This window comes from Streptomyces sp. AJS327 (assembly GCF_013450295.1).
In the GTDB taxonomy this organism is placed as follows: domain Bacteria; phylum Actinomycetota; class Actinomycetes; order Streptomycetales; family Streptomycetaceae; genus Streptomyces.
In genome coordinates, this window is the sequence record NZ_SKBR01000002.1 from 1,443,443 (window position 1) to 1,464,011 (window position 20,569).

Genomic DNA, 20,569 nt, shown 5'->3' on the forward strand with positions numbered 1-20,569 from the left:
CCCCGGCGTGGGCGGGCCGTCGGACCGCCCACCGGCGCCGGGAAGGGGGCCGGGGCGCCGGGCGGCTCAGGCCGGGTCGTCGTTCCCGGCGCTCAGGTGGGCGAACTCCTCGCGCAGCGACCGCTTGAGGATCTTGCCGCTCGGGTTCTTCGGCAGCGCCTCCAGCACCGTCACGTACTTCGGGACCTTGAACCCGGCCAGCCGCTCCGCGCAGTGCGCCCGGACCTCCTCCGCCCGGACCTCCGCCCCCGCACGCGGCACCACGACCGCCGTGACCGCCTCGATCCAGTACGGGTGCGGGATACCGATCACCGCCGCCTCCGCCACCGCCGGATGCAGGTACAGCGCCTCCTCGACCTCGCGGCTGGCGACGTTCTCCCCACCGGTCTTGATCATGTCCTTCTTGCGGTCCACCACGTACAGGTAGCCGTCCTCGTCCAGCACGCCGAGGTCGCCGCTGTGGAACCAGCCGCCGCTGAAGACCTCGGCGGTGCGCTCCGGATCGCGCCAGTAGCCGAGCATGGCGTGCGGCGACCGGTGGGTGATCTCCCCGACCACGCCCGGCGGCACCGGGACACCCTCCTCGTCCACCAGCCGCGTCTCGACGTTCAGCGCGGGCCGTCCCGCCGAACCGGCGCGGGAGCTCTGCTCCTCGGGACCGAGCACCGTCGCCAGCGGCGACATCTCGGTCTGCCCGTAGAAGTTGGTCAGCCGCACGTTCGGCAGCCGCTCCGCCAGCTCGCGCAGCACCTCCACCGGCATCACGCTCGCCCCGTAGTAGCCCTTGCGGAGCGAGGACAGGTCGTACCGCTCGAAGGCCGGGCTGCGCAGCAGCGCCACCCACACCGTCGGCGGGCAGAACAGCTTGGTGACCCGCTCCCGCTCGACGGTGCGCAGCAGCGTCTCCGGGTCGGGGCCGCCGAGCACCACGCTGGTCGCGCCCAGCGCGATGTCGGGCGTCAGGAAGCAGTGCAGCTGGGCGCAGTGGTACAGGGGCAGCGCGTGCGCCTCGACGTCGTCCCCCGTCATCCCGCCGTCCACCATCACGCTGGCGTACTGGGCGATGAGGCCACGGCTGGAGAGCATCACGCCCTTCGGCCGGGACTCGGTCCCCGAGGTGTACATCAGCTGCACGGGGTCGTCCTCCGCCGGGCCGTCCCCCGGCTCCGTGCCGTCCGGGTGCTCCTCCCAGACCTCCACCGGCTCCCAACCCGACGGCCGCGGGATCGCGCCGTCCAGGGTGATCCAGCCGCGCAGCCGCACCGCGTCCGGCTCCAGCCCGGCGAGCGCCGCCTCCGCGCCCTCGGCCAGCGCGTCCTCGATGACCAGTCCGCTCGCCCCGGAGTGCCGCAGGATGTAGCCGATCTCCTCGCCGCCCAGCATGAAGTTGATCGGCACGGAGATGGCGCCGAGCCGGGCCAGCGCGAAGTAGAGCACCACGAAGGAACGGCAGTTACGGGAGAGCAGGGCGACCCGGTCGCCGCGCTCCACCCCGCGCTCCCGCAGGGCGTGCGCGGTGCGGTTCACCGCGTCGTCGAGCTGGGCGAAGGTGTCCCGCCGCTCACCCCACACCAGGGCGGTACGGCCCGGCGAACGGGCCGCGCTGCGCCGCAGCAGATCGCCCAGTGTCTGGCCGCGGGCGGGCGCCGAGAGGGCGGGTGGCACGGTCTCGGCCGGGTCCGTCGGGCCGGTGGGGGAGTCGGCTTGGCGCGCTGCGGTGTCTGTCACGGCGATCGTCCTTGTCTGTCTCGTCCGCCCCCGCTCGCCCTCGTCCCCTGCTCCGCGCCGCCCGGGGCGCTCGCTGGGGTGCTGATCACGGCGGGTGCCGGGCAGCGTAGACGGTATGCGGCGGCGGGTACACCGCCTGGGCAGGGCGGATTCCGGCGCACCGCGCCGGCCCGCCCGCACCGCGCCGCCCCCGCCCGTCGGCGCGCGCACCGCTGCCGTGCCACCGCTGTCGTGGAGGCGGACCACCCCGGTCATGGCGGGGAACCGGGCGGTGGCGCGCGGGAGTGGGCCCCTCGCAGGGCCCGCTCCCGTAGTGGTCCCGCGTCGCCGTGAGCGGGGCGCACCACGCGGCCGTACGGCCGCGACCGCCCCGCCACCCCGGCTACTCGGCCACCTCCACCGGATCGGTGAGCCGGACGGTGAAGCCCTCCGCCGCCATCTCGTGCGCGGTCTCCGTCAGCACCCCGTCGTCCGGCGCGGGCAGCCGCTCCGCCCAGATCCGCTCCAGCGTCCGGACCACCGGTGCGGGCAGCGCAGCGCCGGGACGCGCCGGGACGGCCTCGTGCCACTCCGCCTCCCGGCAGGGGCGGCCGTCCTCGTGTGGCTCCAACTCGTGCGGGGTGTAGGGGAACTGGTGCAGCTCGTACCCCTCGCTGTCGGCCCGTACGAAGTTGAGGCTGGGCGGCGGACCCTGGGGGAGCCCCTCGTGCGGACCGAGGGGCTCCCCCAGGGTCCGCCCGAGGTCGTCCGACTCCCAGGCCAGGATCACCTCGTCCGCGCTCGCCGCCGCCGCCAGCCGGGCCAGCTCGACGACCCCCTCGGCCGCGTCCGGTCCTGGCTCCACCGGGCGCACCCACACCAGGGCCGCCAACTGGCCCCGCAGCAGCGGCATCAGCACCGGGCGGAGGACCCCGCCCTCGTGCATCGCCGCCTCGTGCGCCTCCAGCATCGTGTTCACCAGGGCGTTCCACGTATTGGCGCTCATGCCGTTGACCCCCGTGTCGCTCGTCGTTGTCGCTCCGACCCTGCCATGCGGCGGCGCCTCCCGCAGCCGCTCCCGCGATCACGCTCCCGCGGGGGAGTCCCCGTCCGGCCGCGCGGGCGGCACCCCGCCCCCGAACCGTACGGCGCGTCCCGCCGGGCGCGTTCGGCCGGGTCGGGGGACGGCCCCGGCCCCCTCCCCGGCGCGCCCGAACGGCGCGGTCCGGGGCCACCGGAGCGGCCGGGATGTCTTGACAGGTGGCGTCGGCACGGGGTTACTTGAGCCCGACTCAGCGGGAACGCACGGTCGTTCGACGGCCCCGCCGGGTGCCCGTGGGCGAAGGGTGGGTGAAGGGGAGTCATGGACGACGATCTGCTGGACCGTCCCGCGCCGCGGCGGCCCCCGCGCACCCTCGGCGAGGCGCCGCCCCGGGACCTGCTCGACGAGGCCGAGCGGCTCTGCGTCGACGAACTCCGCGCCCTCCAACTCACCCGCCTTCGCGCCACCCTGCGGCACTCCTACGACAACGTGGCCGTCTACCGCCGCAAGTTCGAGGAGGTCGGGGTGCGGCCGGAGGACTGCCGCTCGCTGACCGGCCTCACCCGGTTCCCCTTCACCACCAAGGACGACCTGCGCGACGGCTACCCGTTCGGCATGTGCGCCGTACCGCTCTCCGAGGTGCGCCGGGTGCACGCCTCCAGCGGGACCAGCGGGCGGCCCACCGTCGTCGGCTACACCGCGGAGGACCTCTCCCACTGGGCGGACGTGGTGGCCCGCAGCATCCGCGCGGCGGGCGGGCGGCCCGGCCAGAAGGTGCACGTCGCCTACGGGTACGGGCTGTTCACCGGCGGGCTGGGAGCGCACCAGGGCGCGGAACGCGCCGGGTGCATGGTGATCCCCGCCTCCGGGGGGATGACGGAGCGGCAGGTGCGGCTGCTCCGGGACTTCCGGCCGGAGGTCATCATGGTGACCCCCTCCTACATGCTCACCCTGCTCGACGAGTTCGAGCGGCAGGGCGCCGACCCGCGCTCCGCCGGTCTGCGCACCGGGATCTTCGGGGCCGAGCCGTGGACCGAGGGGATGCGCGCCGAACTGGAGGACCGCCTCGGGCTGCACGCCGTCGACATCTACGGGCTCTCCGAGGTCATCGGACCCGGCGTCGCCCAGGAGTGCGTGGAGACCAAGGACGGACCGCACGTCTGGGAGGACCACTTCTACCCGGAGGTCGTCGACCCGGCCACCGGCCGCCCCCTCCCCGAGGGCGAGGAGGGGGAGCTGGTCCTCACCTCGCTCACCAAGCGGGCCCAGCCCGTCGTGCGCTACCGCACGGGCGATCTGACGCGGCTGCTGCCGGGCACGGCCCGTCCGGCCTTCCGCCGTATCCAGAAGATCACGGGCCGGGTGGATGACATGGTGGTGCTGCGCGGGGTGAACGTCTTCCCCACCCAGATCGAGGAGATCGTGCTGCGCACGCCCGGTCTCGCCCCGCACTTCCGGCTCCGGCTGACCCGTGGGGGACGGCTCGACCGGATGACCGTCCGGGTCGAGGCCCGCGAGCCCGCCGGGTCGGGAGCCGGGGGCACCGCCGCCCGGGAGGCGGCCAGCGCGCTGGTGCGGGGGGTCAAGGAGGCGGTCGGCGTCACCGTTGACGTGGAGGTGCTGGAGCCCGGCGCGCTGGAGCGCTCCGAGGGCAAGGGACGTCGCGTCGAGGACGCCCGCGACCGCTGACCCGGCCTCTCCCATGCCCCGCGTCCCTCCCCCCTCAGGGGGAGATTCCGGGGACGGGTCGCGTTGGCCGACGGGGATAGGTAGATTCTCCGGTGGCGCATCTGGTGCGCCGTAATGTGCCGTGAGCGATCTGTAGAGGTGTGCGAGCGGCCTGCTGAGGTAGCGGTAGCGGAAGAAGAGGCACAACTATGTTGATGACGGGGAAGATTCTGCGGTTTGACGAGGTCCGTGGCTACGGGTTCATCATCCCGGACGAGGGCGGCGAGGACGTCTTCATGCACGCCAACGACCTGCTGGGGGAGAAGTACCTCTACCGCGCGGGCCGTGAGGTGGAGTTCTTCGTGGAGGATGGGGACAAGGGCCCCAAGGCGTCCGAGATACGCCTGGTGCACCGTTCCACCTCGCGCCCGGTCGTCCGGGACGAGGAGGGCGAGTCCCGCCCGGTCCAGCGCGACGAGCAGTCCGGTGACGACGCCCTGTGCGACGTCCTCTCCCTTCCCGAGCTGCGTTCCGAGCTGACCGAGGCCCTGCTCGGCGCCGACGGCTCGCTCACCGCCGAGCAGATCCGGCGGGTGCGTCAGCGGGTGCTGGAGCTGGCCCAGGCGCACGGCTGGACCGAGTCCTGAGCCGAGCGGAGACACCGCGGAATCCCGACCGGTGCCCCGGCCCCCTCCGCGGGGGCCGGGGCACCGGCGTGTGACCGTCCGGTCACGGATTGTCGTGGGTGAGGGTGTCCCGTGGCGGGGCCCGGCCGTGACCCGCGCGAGCCGCCCCGCGAGGCGGCCGGGCCGGAGCGCTCCGCGTCGTCAGGCGGTGGGCTTGCGGAGCAGCAGCAGGTGGTAGTCCATGTGGTCGCGGCAGTAGGAGCGGAACGGCGCGATCAGCGGATCGACGAACGCGACGGCCGCCTCGCCGTACCGGGCGACCATCGCCTCCCGGCGGTCCTGGTAGACGCTGTGCATGAACTCGCCGCTCAGCGCGATGTTCGAGGTCATGTCCCAGGTCTCGACGGTGCGGAACCCGGCCTGCTCCACGTCCGCGAGGAGGGCGGACAGGGCGGTGGGTTCCCGGCTGCTCCACAGCCGCTGGTAGGCGGCCAGTTCCTCGGGGTCGGGGCTGCCGCGCTGGGCGAACTCGGTGATCAGCAGGCGTGATCCGGGGCGCAGCACCCGGTGCAGTTCGCGCAGCGCGGCGGGGCGGTCGGAGAGGTGCGGGAAGCAGTCGATGGACCAGGCCGCGTCGAACGAGGCGTCCGGGTACCGCAGGTCCATCGCGTTGCCGTAGGCGAAGCGCAACCGCTCGGTCAGCCCGGCGGCGCGGGCCCGCTGGGCGCACTCGGCGAGCTGCACCTCGCTGACGTTGATGCCGGTGACGCGTCCGCCGCTGCGCTCGGCGAGCCGAACGGCGGGCCCGCCGGTGCCGCAGCCCACGTCCAGCAGCCGTGCGCCGGGGGCGAGTTCGATGGTGTCGATGAGGTACTCGGTGAGCAGGTCCTGCCCGTGGTCGGCGAGGCCGACCAGGTCGGTCACCGGGGTGTGCCGGCCGGGGGGTATCAGCATCCCCACGTGGACCGCCGAGGAGCCGAGCGTCATCGCCAGCATCTCCCCGAACTGGTCGTACATCGCGCCGACCTCCTCGGGGGGCGGCGCGGATGCGGGGGTGGGGGCGTTCTCTGCCGTGGTCATGGTGTCCCTCCCAGTCGCGGTGCGTCGGTCGGGTGGGCGGAAACGGTGCCCTGGGGACGGTAGCGCCGCGACCGGGAGGGGGACAGGGGGCGTTCAACCGGTACCGAGCAGTCCGGTCACCCAGGCGTGGAACTCGGCGATGTGGTGTTCGCTGGGCACCAGCAGTCCGCCGTCCCGGTATCCGCGGGACGCCATGCCGGGCTGGGTGCGTTCACAGGCGTCGAAGTCCTGTGCGTTGACCCGGTGGAACAGCTCGACGGAGCGGCTGAGATCGGCGCCCGAATCCACCACCTCGGGCGCGTACAGCCAGTCGCACTCGACGAGGGTGCGGTCGGCGGCGAGGGGGAACATCCGGTGCAGGATCACGTGGTCGGGCACCAGGTTGACGAACACCTGCGGCCGGACGGTGATCGCGTAGTACCGGCGGTCGTGCGTCTCGCCCACGCCGGGGAGCCGGGCGAACCCGGCGCTCTTGTCGACCGTGAAGCCCTCGGCGTCCGGGGCGAAGCCCGGACCGTGTCCCACGTACCACTGCGCGGCGTACCCGTCCGCGAACTCCGGGAGCACCTCGGTGAGTTCGGGGTGGATGGTGGCGCAGTGGTAGCACTCCATGAAGTTCTCGACGATGAGCTTCCAGTTGGCGGCCACGTCGTAGCTGATCCGGCGGCCGAGGGCCAGCCCGTCCACCGCGTACCGCTCGATGACCTCCCGCCCGCCGAGCCGTTCGGCGACCTCGGCCTCCACGGTCTCCTCGAAGGAGGGCGGTTCGTCGGCCAGGCAGACCCAGGCGTAGCCCAGCCACTCGCGGAGCGCGACCGGGCGCAGGCCGTAGCGGGAGCGGTCGAAGCCGGGCATGGCGCCCAGGTTGGGGGCGGTCGTCAACTGGCCGTCCAGCGCGTACGTCCAGGCGTGGTACGGGCAGCGCAGGCCGCGCCGGACCTCGCCGGACTCCTCGACGCAGAGCCTGGCGCCGCGGTGGCGGCAGACGTTCAGGAAGGCGCGCAGCCGCCGGTCCCGGCCGCGGACCAGCAGTACGCTCTCGCCGCCGATCGGTACCGTCCGGAACGCGCCGGGGCGGTCCAGATCGGCGCAGCGCACCGCGCAGTTCCAGACGGACTCGAAGATCTCGCGCCGCTCGCGGAGGAAGTACTCGGGGTCGGTGTAGCTGGAGCCGGGGAGGGTGGGCAGCAGCCCCTCGGCGGAGGGCTCCTCGCCGGTCTCCGCTCCGGTGGCCCCCGGGGTGGTCGTGGTCATGATGACGTCCCGTCAGCAGGCGGCGGCACGGAGCCGCCGGGGGTCGAACAGCTCGATGGGGTGCTCGGTGCGGCCGTGCAGCGCGAGGTCAGCGGCGATCTCGCCGACCACGGGCACGAACTTGAAGCCGTGCCCGGAGAACCCGCAGGCCACGGTGGTGGTTTCGGGGTGCTCCGGGTGCCGGGCGAGAACGAAGTGCTCGTCGGGCGCGTTGGTGTACATGCAGGCGACGGCCCGGAGGAAGCCGCCGGGCAGCTCGGGCAGGTGGCGGCCCGCGCGCCGCGCCATGGCGGCCACCTCGTCGTCGTGGACGGCACGGTCGAGGGTGTCCGGGGAGCAGACGGTGCCCTTGCGGAAGAAGGCGACCTTCGCGCCGCCGTCCGGGCCGTCCAGCGCGGGGAACCCGTAGATCTGCGCTCCCGCGTCGTCCTCCCAGATGTAGACGGGGTGGTGGTCCGGCGTGAAGCGCGCGGTGCCTCCGGTGGGCTGGAACCAGTACATGACCTGCCGTTCCACGGTCAGCGGCACCCCGAGGTCGCCCAGCAGCCCGGGCGCCCAGGCCCCGGGACAGAGCACCAGCTGGCCCGCGGTGTACACGTCCTCGCCGGTGTGCACCCGCACGCCCCGGCCGCCGGGCAGCTCCTCCCAGCGGACCACCGGCTCCTCGAAGTGGAGTTCGGCGCCCGCCCGCGCGGCGATCCCCAGGTGCGCGGCGACCGTCGACTCGGGACGGAGGAACCCGGCGCGCTCCTCGTACAGCGCGACCTCGTCGTCGCGCGGGGTGAGGGTGGGGAAGCGGCGCCGGATCTCCGGGGCGTCCAGCAGTTCGTGCGGCAGGTCCCACTGGCGCGCGGAGCGGAGCGAGCCCGCGACCGTCCGAGAGTCGGGCGGGCCGACCATGACCCCGCCGCAGAGCGTCGCGATCCGCCGGCCGGAGTCGCGCTCCACCTTCTCGTACAGCTCGTAGCTGCGGAGCAGCAGCGGGACGTACGCCGGGTCCTCGAAGTAGGACTGCCGGGTGATGCGGGAACCGCCGTGGCTGGAGCCGCGGTTGTGCGCCGGGCCGAACCGCTCCAGGCCCAGCACCCGGGCGCCGCGCGTGGCGAGATGGCAGACGGTGGACGAGCCCATGCCGCCCAGCCCGAGGACGATCACGTCGTAGGTGGTGGGAGTCATCGTGCGGCCTCCTGTCGTGGTCAGCGGCGGATACGGCGCATCTCGGGGTCGAACAGCGGCTCCTGGGCCACGGTCGCGGGGTGACGCGCGCCGAAGTAGCCGATCTCCACCGGGCTGCCGGGCTCGGCGGCCTCCCGGGGCAGCCAGGCGTAGGCCACGCAGCGCCCGAGGGTGTGGCCGTAGGCGGCGCTGGTGACGTATCCGGCGGCGGTGCCCCCGGCGTAGACCGGCTCGGAGCCCAGGACGACCGTCGCCGGGTCGTCGAGGGTCAGGCAGGCGAGCGTGCGCTCCGGGGGACGCCCGGCCCGGGCCTCCAGCGCGGCGCGGCCGGTGAACTCGCCCTTGTCCAGCCGGACGGCGAAGCCCAGCCCCGCCTCGTAGGGGTCGTGTTCGGTGGTCATGTCGTGCCCCCAGGAGCGGTAACCCTTCTCCAGCCGGAGGCTGTTGAAGGCGCCGCGCCCGGCGGCCACCACCCCCAGGTCGCGGCCCGCCTCCCACAGTGTGTCCCAGAGCCGCAGCCCGAGGTCGGCGGTGGTGTACAGCTCCCAGCCGAGTTCGCCGACGTAGCTCACGCGGAGCGCGGTGACCGGGACGTGGCCGATCCAGGCGGACTTGGCGCGGAAGAAGCCGAACCCCTCGTGGGAGAAGTCGTCGTCGGTGAGCGGCTGGACGAGGTCCCGGGCGAGCGGCCCCCAGACGCCGATCCCGCAGGTGCCGGAGGTGATGTCGCGGACGCTGACCTCCGGCGGCGCGTGCCGGGACAGCCAGTCCAGGTCGGCGGGGGAGTTGGCGCCGACCTGGAAGTGCCGGGGGCCGAGGCGGGCCACGGTCAGATCGCTGCGCACCCCGCCCTCCTCGTCCAGCAGCAGGGTGTAGGTCACCGCGCCGGTGCGTTTGCGCAGCTGGTTGGTGGTCATCCGCTGGAGGAAGTCGAGTGCCCCCGGGCCGGTGACCTCCAGCCGCCGCAGCTGGGTCATGTCGTACAGCGCGACCCGTTCCCGGGTGGCGCGGGCCTCCGCGGCGACGGCGGGTGACCAGTACCGCGCGGACCAGGAGTCGCGCTCCGGGAGCTCCAGGCCCTCGGTGAGCGGCAGGTTCGCGTCGTACCAGTGCGCCCGCTCCCAGCCGCCCGCGGTGAGGAACCGCGCGCCGAGTTCGCGCTGCCGGGCGTAGAACGGGCTGGTGCGCAACGGCCTTGGCCGCTCCGGCGGTTGGAGCGGGTGGACGATGTCGTAGACCTCGGCGAAGCTCTGCCGCCCCCGGTCGCGGACGTACGCGGGGGAGAGCTGCGCGTCCTCGAACCGGCGCGCGTCGCACTCGTGGAGGTCGGTGCGGGGGCGGCCGTCGGTCATCCACTCGGCGACGGCGCGCGCGGCGCCCGCGGAGTGCGTCACCCACACGGCCTCGGCCAGCCACAGCCCGGGCGCCGAGGGCACCTCACCCAGTAGCGGCATCCCGTCGGGGGTGAAGGAGAAGACGCCGTTGAAGCCGTCCGCCACCTCGGTGGCGCCCAGCGCGGGCAGCAGGTCCCGGGCGTCCCGCCAGCTCGGGGCGAAGTCGTCGGGGGTGAAGTCCAGGGAGGAGGGCATCACCCGGGACGCGTCGTAGCGCGGTACGGAGTCCGGGTCGACGGGCATCGGCCGGTGCGCGTAGCTGCCGATCCCGATCCGGCCCGCGCCCGGTGTCAGGTGCTCCCGGAAGTACAGGTCGCGGTCCTGGTGACGGAGGATGGGGCGGGTGGCTTCGGCGCGGTCGGCGCCGTCCCCGGCCAGCTCCGGCATCGCCGTCGTGGTGGCGTACTGGTGGGCCAGCGGCAGCAGGGGCACCCGCACCCCGGCCATCCGCCCGATGACGGGGCCCCAGAACCCGGCCGCGGAGACGACGTGGTCGGCGGGGAACTCCCCCTGGTCCGTGACGACGCCGGTGATCCGCCCGCCGGTGGTCTCCAGCCCGGTGACGGTGTGCCGGTCCAGGAAGCGGGCGCCGCGCTCCGTCGCGCGGGCGATCTGGGCGCGGCAGGCGGGGACGGCGCGGGCGAGGCCGTCGCCCGGGGTGTACAGCCCCCCGTAGACCAGGTCCACGTTCACCATCGGCCAGAGCTTGGCGCAGCGCTGCGGGGTGAGCAGTTCGGCGGTCACCCCCCAGGAGGCGGCCAGCCCGGCCTTGCGGTGCAGGTCGGCCCAGCGCGCCTCGGTGGTCGCCAGCTCCAGACCGCCCACCGGGTGGAAGCAGGGCGAGCCGTCCACGGTGAGCGCGCTGAACTTCCGCACGGTGTACCGGGCGAGTTCGGTCATGGTCCGGGACGGCGCGGTACGGAAGACCAGGCCCGGGGCGTGCGAGGTGGAGCCGCCGGGAGCGGGCAGCGGCCCCTGTTCGAGTACGGTCACGTCCTTCCAGCCGCGAGCCGTCAACTCGTCGGCCAGCGAGCAGCCGACGATCCCGGCGCCGATGATCACCACCCGGTCGTCACGTACGGGCTGGTCCGTCATGGATCGCATGTCCCCTCCTTCGCGGGTTCCTTCGCGGGTGTGCTGTTCGCGGTGGCCCTGCGGGCCGCGCGGTCTCCTGTCGGGTGGTCGCGGTGGACCGGGGTTCCGCCGGGCGCCGCCCGGTGGGCGCGCGCCCACCGGCCCGGAGGCGCGGGGCGGAACGCGCGGGAGCGGCCCCCGCCCGGCGGTGGGCCGCGTACGGCCGCCGTCAGCGTGGGGGTGGGATGGGGGTCGCGGGAACGAGCCGTCTCCGGGGGCCGGTGTCAGGGCCGCGGGTCCGGCGGGGGCCTCCCGCGGGTGCCGGGTCACCGGCTGAGGTTCACCGGTGCGCGGCCACCGCGGGGCGCCGTGGGTGGTGCGAGGGGAAACAGCGGCGGGGGAAGAGCGGGGGCGCGGGGAAGTGCGGGGCCCGGGCGCCCGGGGTGCGGGGCGGGCGCCCGCCCGCCGGGACCGGGGTCGTTCCGGGTGGTGGGGAGCCGTCGGGGAGAGCGGGGAGGTGCGGGGGCCGAGCCGGGGGGTGCGGGGCCCGGGCGCACGGCGGAGGACCGGCGCCGAGCGGTGCCGGGGGCGTGGACCGGTGTCCGGGGAGGGGGACGGGGGTTGGCGGGGAAGTGGCGCCGGTGCCGGGAGCCGGGCGGGCCGCTCCCGCGCTCCCGGCGGCGGGTGGCCGCCCGGGCGGTTTCGGGGGCTCGCGCGTCCCGGGGGGACGCGGCGGAGGCCGGTTCAGAGCAGGACGACGGAGCGGAGCACGGCGCCGCCACGCATCCGCTCGAAGGCGGACTCCACGTCCTCCAGGGCGATCCGCTCGGTGACGAAGCCCTTGAGGTCGAGCCGTCCGCTGAGGTAGTGGTCGATCAGGATGGGGAAGTCCCGGCTGGGCAACGCGTCTCCGTACCAGGAGGACTTGAGGGCGCCGCCCCGGGAGAAGAGGTCGGAGAGCGGCAGTTCGACGCTCACCTCCTGCCCCTCCGGCACGCCGACCTGCACGAGGGTGCCCGCCAGGTCGCGCATGTAGAAGCCCTGCCGGTAGGTCTCCGGGCTGCCCACCGCGTCGATGACGACGTCCGCCCCGAGCCCGCCGGTCAGCTCCCGCACGGCCGTCACCGGGTCCGTACGGCGGGAGTTGACGGTGTGGCTGGCGCCGAAGCGGGTCGCGCCGTCCAGCTTGGACTCGTCGATGTCGATGGCGATCACCCGGCGGGCCCCGGCCAGCGCCGCGCCCGCCACCGCCGCGCAGCCGACCCCGCCACAGCCGATCACCGCGACGGCGTCCCCGCTGCCCACCCCGCCGGTGTTGACGGCGGCGCCGTACCCCGCCATCACCCCGCAGCCGACGAGCCCGGCCGCCTCGGGGCGCGCCGCCGGATCGACCCGGACCGCCTGACCCGCCGCGACCAGCGTCTTCTCCGCGAAGGCGCCGATACCCAGGGCGGGGGTCAGCGGGGTGCCGTCCCGCAGGGTCATCGGCTGGGTGGCGTTGCGGGAGTCGAAGCAGTACCAGGGACGGCCCCGGCGGCAGGAGCGGCAGGAGGCGCAGGGCGCCCGCCAGGCGAGCACCACCGAGTCCCCGGGGTGCAGGTCGGAGACGCCGGGCCCCACCGACTCGACGGTTCCGGCGGCCTCGTGGCCGAGCAGGAACGGATAGCCGTCGCCCACGGAGCCCTCGCGATAGTGCAGGTCCGTATGGCACACACCGCATGCCTGGACCGAGACGAGCGCCTCGCCCGGGCCCGGATCAGGCACGATGACGGGCACGACCTCAACCGGCGCGCCCTGCTTGCTCGCGACGACACCACGAACCTCGTGCGGCATGACCGCTCCCTTGGGTTGTTGCGTAATGCACGGCCAGTTGCGCTATGAGAGACATCGTGGAAGGGGTGGCAGGAGCCGTCAACCCCCCGGCGTGAAGCGGTCGTTACGGAGTACCGCGCCCGGCGCGCGAAAAGCGGCGCGAGGCCGCTGAGCGCGCCTCACGCCGCTTCCCGGAGGGGGTCAGTAGCGGTAGCCCATCCGCCGCGACAGTTCCTGCGCGGCGGCCATGGTGCGTTTGATGATCTCCGGTAGGGCGTCGTCGTCCAGCCGGTACGACGGTCCGGTGACGCTGATCGCGCCGATCACGTCGCCGTCGTGCGCGCGGACCGGTGTGGCCACCGCGTGCAGCCCGAGTTCGAGTTCGCCCAGCGCGATGGCGTAGCCGTTCTCCTGCACCGCGGCCAGCTGGGCGCGGAGTTCACCGGCCACCGTGATGGTGTGCTCGGTGAGCCGTGGCAGCTTGCGCGCCAGGACGCTCTCCCGGACCGACTTCGGCTCGTACGCCAGCAGGGCCTTCCCGCTGGAGGTGGCGTGCAGCGGAGTCCGTCTGCCCAGCCAGTTCTGCGCGGTGACCGACGAGGAGCCGCGCGCCTGCATGATGTTGACCGCGGCGTCGTCGTCCAGCACCGCGATGTTCGCGGTCTCACCGACCTCGCCCGCGAGATGGCGGCAGATCGGGGCGCTCTCCTGCGATATGTCGAGCCGCGCGGCGGCGGCGCCGGCCAGGCGCAACACCCCCGCGCCCAGGTAGTACTTGCCGCGCTCCTGCTCCTGGGCCACGAGCCCGCGCCCCTCCAGTACGCCGAGCAGCCGGAAGGCCGTCGACTTGTGGACGTTCAGCTCGTCGGCGATCTCCGTCACTCCGGCCTCGCCGTGCTGCGCCAGGATCTCCAGCACACTCACGGCCCGGTCGACCGACTGTACGGAACCCGTCGATCCCTTCGTCTGCTTCTCCTCGTGCCTGTCCTCCGGCCTGTCCGTCATCAGGTTAAGTTCACCGTTCCGTCGGCTGGTTGCGGCCCGCGTCGCGGAAGTCCCTTGACGCGCGCGGCTGCTATCTGGATTCTGTTGCGCATCGTGCTTCGCAGTGCGTCATGCGAAACGAACGCGATGATACCGAAGCGTACGAGGGGGACTTGGTGATTCCCGTCTGCCGTCTCGAAGACCTGCCTCCGGGCGAGTCCATCCGCATCGCTACCGAACCTCCCATCGCTGTCTTCAACGCGGACGGCGAGCTGTTCGCCATCGACGACACCTGCACCCACCAGGATGCCTCGCTCTCCGAGGGCTGGCTGGAGGGTTGTTGGGTCGAATGCCCACTTCACGAGGGATCATTCGACCTCCGTACGGGCATGCCCACCTGCCTCCCGGCACGCAGGGCCGTCCGCACCCACACCGTGACCGTCGAGGAGGGCCTGATCCGGGTCCACCTCAGCGCCGAGCAGAACGGAACGGCCGCATGAAGACCATCACCGTCGTGGGGGCCTCGCTCGCCGGGCTCCACACGGCACTCGAACTGCGCTCCCAGGGGTACGACGGCCGGCTGGTGCTGGTCGGCGAGGAGCGCCACCGGCCCTACGACCGGCCCCCGCTGTCCAAGGGCTTCCTCACCGGCGACCTCGGACGGGACCAACTCGCCCTGATCGCCGGGGAGGAGGAGGCCGCGCTGGAGGCCGAGTGGCTGCTCGGCGTCCGCGCCACGCGGCTCGATCCACGCACCCGCACCCTCACCCTGGACGACGGGCGGCGCCTCACCACCGACGGACTGGTCATCGCGGTGGGAGCCACCCCCCGGCGGCTGCCCGGCCCCCCGCTCAGCGGCGTGCACACGCTGCGCACGCTGGACGACGCGGAGGCGCTGCGCGCCCGGCTCGCCCACGGCCCCCGCCGGGTCGTGGTCGTCGGGGGCGGGTTCATCGGGGCCGAGGCCGCCTCCTCCTGCGCCGCCGCCGGACACCGGGTGACGGTGGTGGAGGCCGCCCCGCTGCCGCTGGTCCCGCAACTGGGCGAGGAGATGGCCCGGGAGTGCGCCGCGCTCCACGCCGACCACGGAGTTCCGCTGCTCTGCGGCACCGGGGTGCGGGGCTGGCGATCCTCCGGCGACCGGGTCACCGGCGTCGAACTCGGCGACGGCCGCGTCCTGGACGCGGACGTGGTGATCGTCGGAGTCGGCGTGCTGCCCCGCACGGACTGGCTGACCGGTTCCGGACTCCCGCTCGGCGACGGTGTGTTGACGGACGCGGGCGGGATGACCGAGCTGCCGGGCGTCGCCGCCGTCGGGGACGTGGCGCGCGTGGCGGGCGTCCGCTCCGAGCACTGGAGCAGCGCGGTGGCGCAGTCCGCCGTGGCCGCCCGGAACCTGCTCGCCGGGGCCACCGTCGACGTGTGCCGGGGGGTGCCGTCCTTCTGGTCCGACCAGTACGGCGTCCGGGTGCAGTTCGCGGGGCGCCGGGAGCCGGGGGACACCGTGCGGATCGTGGAGGGCTCGCCCGACGACCGCAGCTTCCTCGCGCTCTACGAGCGCGCCGGGCGCACCACCGCCGCGCTGGCGCTCAACCGGCCCCGGCCGTTCACCCGGATTCGCCGGGAGCTGTCGCGGGCCACCGCGCCCGCCCCGTTGTGACAGGCGGGCCCCGGGATCCCCCGTCTCCGGCCCGGTGCCGGAGCCACCGTGGACCCGTGGGCCTGCTCCGCTCCGCCCCCGCGCGGGCCGTCGGCCGTGCCGTAGCGACCAAGTGACCTGTGGGGAGGGCGAGTTCAGTCTCGGGGGAGGCGCGGGGAGTAGTGCCGCGGCGCCTCCCGCTCCGCCCCGCGCGGCAGGTTCCGCTCGGGTGTCTCCACCGCCGGCGCGGTCGCCTCGCGCGCGCCGCGCTCGCGCTCCCAGCCCGCGCGGGCGCGCGGGTGGTAGCGGCGCTTCGGCGGCACCAGCCGCCAACTCCAGTGCACCAGCCGCCCGAACCGGCGCAGCCAGCGCTCGTCCCGCCGCGTCCAGCGGTAGCCGAGCCGTTCCCGCGCGGCCGGGGGGAACAGCCCGACGGTGTACCAGACGGTGAAGCGCGCCAGCGGCGCGCGCACCGCGCGCCACAGCGGGCCGGGAACCCGGCGCAGGGCGGGCGGCTTCGCCAGCTCCCCGATGTCCAGCACCCGCCGGGCGGCGACCGTGTCCTCCAGGACCTCGGCCGCCATCCGGTCCCAGTACTCCTGGAACGCGGGCCAACTCCCGGGGACGGGGCGCATGCTCATGCCGTACAGCCGCCACCACTGGACGTGCTCGTCGAACAGCTGGCGCTTCCGCGCCTCGCTCAGCCCCGGGCCGAAACGGTCGGCGACCAGCAGCGTGAGGACGAAGAACGTGGCGTGGGCCCAGTAGAAGGTGTCCGGGTCCAGCGCGTGGTACGGGCGGCCCCGGGCGTCGACCCCCCGGACGGTGTCGTGGTAGCCGCGGACCTCACGGGCGGTGCGGACGGCCCGCGGCCCGTCGTAGACGACGCCGCCGATCGGGTAGAGCGAGCGCAGCAACCGCTCCCAGCGCTCCTCGAAGAAGGTGGAGTGCTCCAGCACCCCGGCGCCCAGCCCCGGGTGCATGTTCTGGAGGGCACCGGCCCAGGGGGCGAGCAGCACGCCCCGCCAGTCCCCGAAGTAGCGCCAGGTGAGCGAGGTGGGGCCGAGCGGCCGCGGCTCGCCGCCGGGGCGTGGCCGTTCCGGACCGGTCATCGGGACACCTCCTCAGGTCACCGGGGCGCGGCGTCAACGTAGGCCGGTCCGCCGACGCCCGTCAACGGACCCTGGTCGCCCCCGCCAACCACCCCCGCGCGCACCGGAGTTCGGCCCATCGTAGGGCGACTGGACAGCTCCCTGGCTACGGGGCGACCGCGCCGAGCAGGGCCCGGGCGCACAGGTCCCGCACCTCCTCCAGCGGGAGGCCGGGCTCGTCCAGCCACTCCACGCAGACCGAGAACAGGAAGGCGAGCCAGCCCCGCACCGCGAGCCGCAGGGTCGGCGGGTCCCGGGTGACGTGGGCGGCCTCCGGGTCGGCGGCGAGCGCCTCCACGATCTGCCGCTCCTGGGCGGCGAGCGCCTCCCGGTACACCCGCCGCACCGCCGGGTCGCCCGCCGCCTCGGCGCTGTGGAAGGCCCGGAAGCCGTGCGCGTGCTCCCGGACGTAGGCGAGGAAGGTGCCCAGCCCCCGCTGGACCTGCTCGCGTACCGGCACACCGGGGACCGCCGCGGTCAGCCGCAGCATCCGCCCGCTCTCGCGCTCGACGACGGCCGCGAAGAAGTCCCGTTTGGTGGGGAAGTAGTGGTACAGCAGGCCGCGCGAGACCCCCGCGATCTCCGCCACCCGCTCGATCCAGACCTCCTCGTAGGGGCTCCGCGCGAACAACTCGGCCCCGGCGGAGAGCAGTTGCTCACGACGCTCCGCGGTGCTGAGCCTGCGGCGGGTCTGTCCCCCGGGGGTGGTGCCCCCACCCTGCTTCCCGGCCATGGCGGGCAGCTTACTTGACGTGAATTCAACAAGCGGCACACACTGGCGACCGCTATTGAACCGATGTCCAACAGCTTCACTGCTTCGACGGAGAGGCGGGCCACGCGACATGACAGGCACCACGCGGGCTGCCGTACCCCCGGGCGGCGCCGACCGCGCCCCGCTGCCCAAGGGGTTCCGCAGCGCCGAGCAGGGCTGGCCCGAACTGCGCCGCATCCCGCGTCCGCCCTACCGGCTGCCGCTCCTCGGCGACGTGTGGGGCGCCGGAGTCCGCACCCCGATCCAGGGGTCCATGGGCATGGCCCGGCGGCTCGGGCCGATCTTCCGGCGCGGGGGCTTCGGCAAGGAGATCGTCTTCGTCTGGGGCGCCGACCTCGTCGCGGAGCTGGCCGACGAGAGCCGGTTCGCCAAGCACGTCGGGCTGGGAGTGGCCAACCTCCGCCCGGTCGCCGGGGACGGGCTGTTCACCGCCTACAACCACGAGCCCAACTGGCAGTTGGCGCACGACGTGCTGGCCCCCGGCTTCAGCCGCGCCGCGATGGCCGGATACCACCCGCTGATGCTGGACGTCGCCCGGCGGCTGACCGACCACTGGGACGCGCGGGAGCGCGCGGGGGCCCCGGTCGACGTCCCCGCCGACATGACCAAGCTGACGCTGGAGACCATCGCCCGCACCGGCTTCGGACACGACTTCGACTCCTTCGCCCGCCCCCGCCCGCACCCCTTCGTCACCGCGATGGTCGGCACCCTCGCCCACGCGCAGCGCCGCAACGTCGTGCCGCCGCTGGTCAACTCCACGCTGCTGCGCGGCCGGGAGGGACGGAACGCCGCCGACATCGCCTACCTCAACCGCACCGTCGACCAGGTCATCGAGGGCCGCCTCGCCGGAGACGGCAGCGGCGGCCAGGGCGACCTGCTCGACCTGATGCTGGAGACCGCCCACCCCGAGACCGGGGAGCGGCTCACCCCGGAGAACATCCGCCGCCAGGTCATCACCTTCCTGATCGCCGGACACGAGACCACCTCGGGGGCGCTCTCCTTCGCCCTCCACTACCTCTCCCGCCACCCCGCCGTGCTGGCGCGCGCCCGCGAGGAGGTCGACCGGGTCTGGGCGGGCGCCGCGGAACCCACGTACGAGCAGGTGGCCAAGGCCCGTTACCTGCGCCGCGTGCTCGACGAGTCCCTCCGGCTCTGGCCCACCGCGCCCGCCTTCGCGCGGGAGGCGGTGCACGACACCACCCTCGCCGGACACCCCATGCGGCGCGGCGCCTGGGCCCTCGTCCTCGCGCTGATGCTGCACCGCGACCCGGCCGCCTGGGGACCCGAACCGGAGACCTTCGACCCGGACCGCTTCGCCCCACAGGCGGTGCGCGCCCGGCCCCCGCACGTCTTCAAACCGTTCGGCACCGGCGCCCGCGCCTGCATCGGCAGGCAGTTCGCGCTCCACGAGGCCACCCTGGTGCTGGGCCTGCTGCTGCGCCGCTACGAGCTGATACCCGACCCCGGGTACCGGCTACGGGTCTCGGAGCGGCTGACCCTGATGCCGCAGGGCCTCACCCTCCGGTTGGCCCGCCGCCCCTCCCCGCCGAGCTGACCGGAGAGCCGACGCCCGGACGGTTCCGGGTACGCGGAACCGCGCTGGCCCGCTGGCGGCTGGCCGTATCCGGATCGGTCCGCCGCCGGTCCGGCGCGTAGCCGATCGTGGCCGGGCACCGTGTGCCGGGGCGCGCGCCGCACCGTCCCGACGGCGGGCCGCGGTGGGCCCCGGCGGGCGGGTAGGCCCGGTCAGCGGCGGGAGCGGCCGGTCCGGACCCCGCGCAGGGCGTGGACGGCCGCCCCCAGGGCGAGCACGGCGGCGCCGGAGACGACCGCGTTCAGCGGCAGCGCCAGCGCGAGGACGCCACAGCCGACCACGCCCACGACCGGGATCGCGCGGTTCGGCCGCCCCTCGTCGCGGGTCAGAGTCCAGGCCGAGACGTTGGCCACGGCGTAGTAGACCAGGACACCGAAGGACGAGAAGCCGATCGCGCCGCGGAGGTCGCCGGTCGCGGCGAGCACCGCCACCACCGCGCCGACCAGCAGTTCGGCGCGGTGGGGAACGTCGAAACGGGGGTGCACGGCGGCCAGCGCGCGCGGCAGGTGACGGTCCCGGGCCATGGCCAGTGCCGTCCGGGACACCCCGAGGAGCAGCGCCAGCAGCGAGCCGAGCGAGGCGGCGACGGCGCCCCCGCGCACGACCGGGACCAGCCAGTCGGCGCCCGTGGCGCGGGCGGCGTCCGCCAGCGGCGCGGTGGCGTCCGCCAGCCGCTCGGGGCCCAGCACCGTCGAGGCGGCGGTGGCGACGAGGACGTAGACGAGCAGCGTGCCGCCGAGCGCGATCGGGATGGCCCGGGGGATGGTGCGCTCCGGGTCGCGGACCTCCTCCCCGAGGGTGGCGACGCGGGCGTACCCGGCGAAGGCGAAGAACAGCAGGCCCGCCGCCTGAAGCACGCCGCCGACGGTCGGGCCGGAGCCACCACCCAGCCGCGTGGCGTCGGCCTCCCCCGAGGTCAGGGCGGTGACCACCACGGTGCCGAGCACGGCCAGCACGGCCGCCACGAGGACGCGCGTGACCAGCGCGGACTTCCGCACCCCCACGTAGCTGACCGCCGTCAGCGCCAGCACCGCGGCCACCGCGACCGCGTGCGCGTGCTCCGGCCAGGCGTAGGCGCCGACGGTCAGCGCCATCGCCGCGCAGGAGGCGGTCTTGCCCACCACGAAGGCCCAGCCCGCGAGGTAACCCCAGAAGTCGCCCAGCCGTTCGCGGCCGTAGACGTAGGTCCCACCGGACCGGGGGTAGCGGGCGGCCAGCCGGGCGGAGGAGGTCGCGTTGCAGTAGGCGACCAACGCGGCCAGGGCGAGCGCCAGCGGCAGTCCGGAGCCCGCGGCGGTGGCCGCCGGCCCGAGCGCGGCGAAGATCCCGGCCCCGATCATGGAGCCCAGGCCGATCACCACGGCGTCGGGCACTCCGAGGCGCCGCCGCATCGCGTCCTCCGCCGGGGGCCGTCTCCCGCGCATCGCGCTCCCTCCGAGTTGGTTGTCAGCAGCCGTCAGTGGCCGTCAGCCGTCAGCAGCCGTCAGCGGTCGTCAGCGGTCGTGAGTACCGGGCGCACGGTAGCGGAGCGAGGAGCCCCGCGGGCGGAGGGGAACCGGCGCCGTGCGGGAGGGGAGCCGGTTGCCGGGTGGGGCG

16 protein-coding genes are annotated in these 20,569 nt (G+C 74.5%); 5 read left to right on the top strand and 11 right to left on the bottom strand.

Annotation, left to right across the window (positions count from 1 at the left end; translation table 11 throughout):
- Window positions 1-66: 66 nt before the first annotated feature.
- Entirely contained in the window at window positions 67-1,665 is a 1,599-nt protein-coding gene (locus E0L36_RS15825) for a fatty acyl-CoA synthetase (RefSeq protein WP_180930044.1), read from the bottom strand.
- Between the two features lie 445 nt (window positions 1,666-2,110).
- The gene (locus E0L36_RS15830) at window positions 2,111-2,713 is read right to left on the bottom strand and encodes a hypothetical protein (RefSeq protein WP_180929659.1); all 603 of its coding nucleotides are present in this window, start codon (window positions 2,711-2,713) and stop codon (window positions 2,111-2,113) included.
- Window positions 2,714-3,070: 357 nt separating this feature from the next.
- Here E0L36_RS15830 and paaK point away from each other — a divergent pair, with 357 nt between their 5' ends.
- Both paaK and E0L36_RS15840 read left to right on the top strand, forming a co-directional pair.
- Window positions 3,071-4,438, top strand: a complete 1,368-nt coding sequence (gene paaK, locus E0L36_RS15835; protein ID WP_180929660.1) for a phenylacetate--CoA ligase PaaK — start codon at window positions 3,071-3,073, stop codon at window positions 4,436-4,438.
- A gap of 188 nt (window positions 4,439-4,626) precedes the next feature.
- Entirely contained in the window at window positions 4,627-5,064 is a 438-nt protein-coding gene (locus E0L36_RS15840; protein WP_180929661.1) for a cold-shock protein, read from the top strand.
- A 180-nt stretch (window positions 5,065-5,244) separates the two neighbouring features.
- Here the strand turns inward: E0L36_RS15840 and E0L36_RS15845 are convergent, their stop codons facing one another.
- The 6 genes from E0L36_RS15845 to E0L36_RS15870 form a co-directional block, all read right to left on the bottom strand.
- Window positions 5,245-6,123: a class I SAM-dependent methyltransferase gene (locus E0L36_RS15845; RefSeq protein ID WP_258016177.1), complete on the bottom strand. Its 879-nt coding sequence runs from the start codon at window positions 6,121-6,123 to the stop codon at window positions 5,245-5,247.
- A gap of 93 nt (window positions 6,124-6,216) precedes the next feature.
- Window positions 6,217-7,377, bottom strand: coding sequence for an aromatic ring-hydroxylating dioxygenase subunit alpha (locus E0L36_RS15850; RefSeq protein ID WP_180929662.1), 1,161 nt, complete (start codon window positions 7,375-7,377; stop codon window positions 6,217-6,219).
- A 12-nt stretch (window positions 7,378-7,389) separates the two neighbouring features.
- A complete protein-coding gene (gene solA, locus E0L36_RS15855) occupies window positions 7,390-8,553 on the bottom strand; it encodes an N-methyl-L-tryptophan oxidase (RefSeq protein WP_180929663.1) in 1,164 nt (387 codons plus the stop codon).
- Between the two features lie 20 nt (window positions 8,554-8,573).
- Entirely contained in the window at window positions 8,574-11,042 is a 2,469-nt protein-coding gene (locus E0L36_RS15860; protein ID WP_180930046.1) for an FAD-dependent oxidoreductase, read from the bottom strand.
- A 723-nt stretch (window positions 11,043-11,765) separates the two neighbouring features.
- On the bottom strand, window positions 11,766-12,854 hold the full coding sequence (locus E0L36_RS15865) for an S-(hydroxymethyl)mycothiol dehydrogenase (protein ID WP_180929664.1): 1,089 nt from the start codon (window positions 12,852-12,854) through the stop codon (window positions 11,766-11,768).
- A gap of 180 nt (window positions 12,855-13,034) precedes the next feature.
- The gene (locus E0L36_RS15870) at window positions 13,035-13,838 is read right to left on the bottom strand and encodes an IclR family transcriptional regulator (RefSeq protein ID WP_180929665.1); all 804 of its coding nucleotides are present in this window, start codon (window positions 13,836-13,838) and stop codon (window positions 13,035-13,037) included.
- 155 nt (window positions 13,839-13,993) lie between these two features.
- Between E0L36_RS15870 and E0L36_RS15875 the strand changes: the two genes are divergently transcribed.
- Together E0L36_RS15875 and E0L36_RS15880 are read left to right on the top strand one after the other, a co-directional pair.
- Window positions 13,994-14,317 carry a bifunctional 3-phenylpropionate/cinnamic acid dioxygenase ferredoxin subunit gene (locus E0L36_RS15875; RefSeq protein WP_308416811.1) on the top strand — a complete coding sequence of 108 codons (324 nt, stop codon included), beginning with the start codon at window positions 13,994-13,996 and terminating at the stop codon, window positions 14,315-14,317.
- Complete coding sequence (locus tag E0L36_RS15880; RefSeq protein WP_180929667.1) at window positions 14,314-15,477, top strand: NAD(P)/FAD-dependent oxidoreductase; 1,164 nt, start codon at window positions 14,314-14,316, stop codon at window positions 15,475-15,477. The genes E0L36_RS15875 and E0L36_RS15880 overlap by 4 nt, the downstream gene beginning before the upstream one ends.
- Before the next feature lie 134 nt (window positions 15,478-15,611).
- On the opposite strand, the gene E0L36_RS15885 is transcribed toward E0L36_RS15880, so the two are convergent.
- Entirely contained in the window at window positions 15,612-16,568 is a 957-nt protein-coding gene (locus tag E0L36_RS15885; protein ID WP_180929668.1) for an oxygenase MpaB family protein, read from the bottom strand.
- Window positions 16,569-16,713: 145 nt separating this feature from the next.
- Window positions 16,714-17,340 (bottom strand): TetR/AcrR family transcriptional regulator, encoded by a 627-nt coding sequence (locus E0L36_RS15890; protein ID WP_180929669.1) that lies wholly within the window; start codon window positions 17,338-17,340, stop codon window positions 16,714-16,716.
- Window positions 17,341-17,449: 109 nt separating this feature from the next.
- Here E0L36_RS15890 and E0L36_RS15895 point away from each other — a divergent pair, with 109 nt between their 5' ends.
- A complete protein-coding gene (locus E0L36_RS15895) occupies window positions 17,450-18,934 on the top strand; it encodes a cytochrome P450 (RefSeq protein WP_180929670.1) in 1,485 nt (494 codons plus the stop codon).
- A 191-nt stretch (window positions 18,935-19,125) separates the two neighbouring features.
- Here the strand turns inward: E0L36_RS15895 and E0L36_RS15900 are convergent, their stop codons facing one another.
- Window positions 19,126-20,397 carry an APC family permease gene (locus tag E0L36_RS15900; protein WP_180929671.1) on the bottom strand — a complete coding sequence of 424 codons (1,272 nt, stop codon included), beginning with the start codon at window positions 20,395-20,397 and terminating at the stop codon, window positions 19,126-19,128.
- Between the last annotated feature and the right edge of the window lie 172 nt (window positions 20,398-20,569).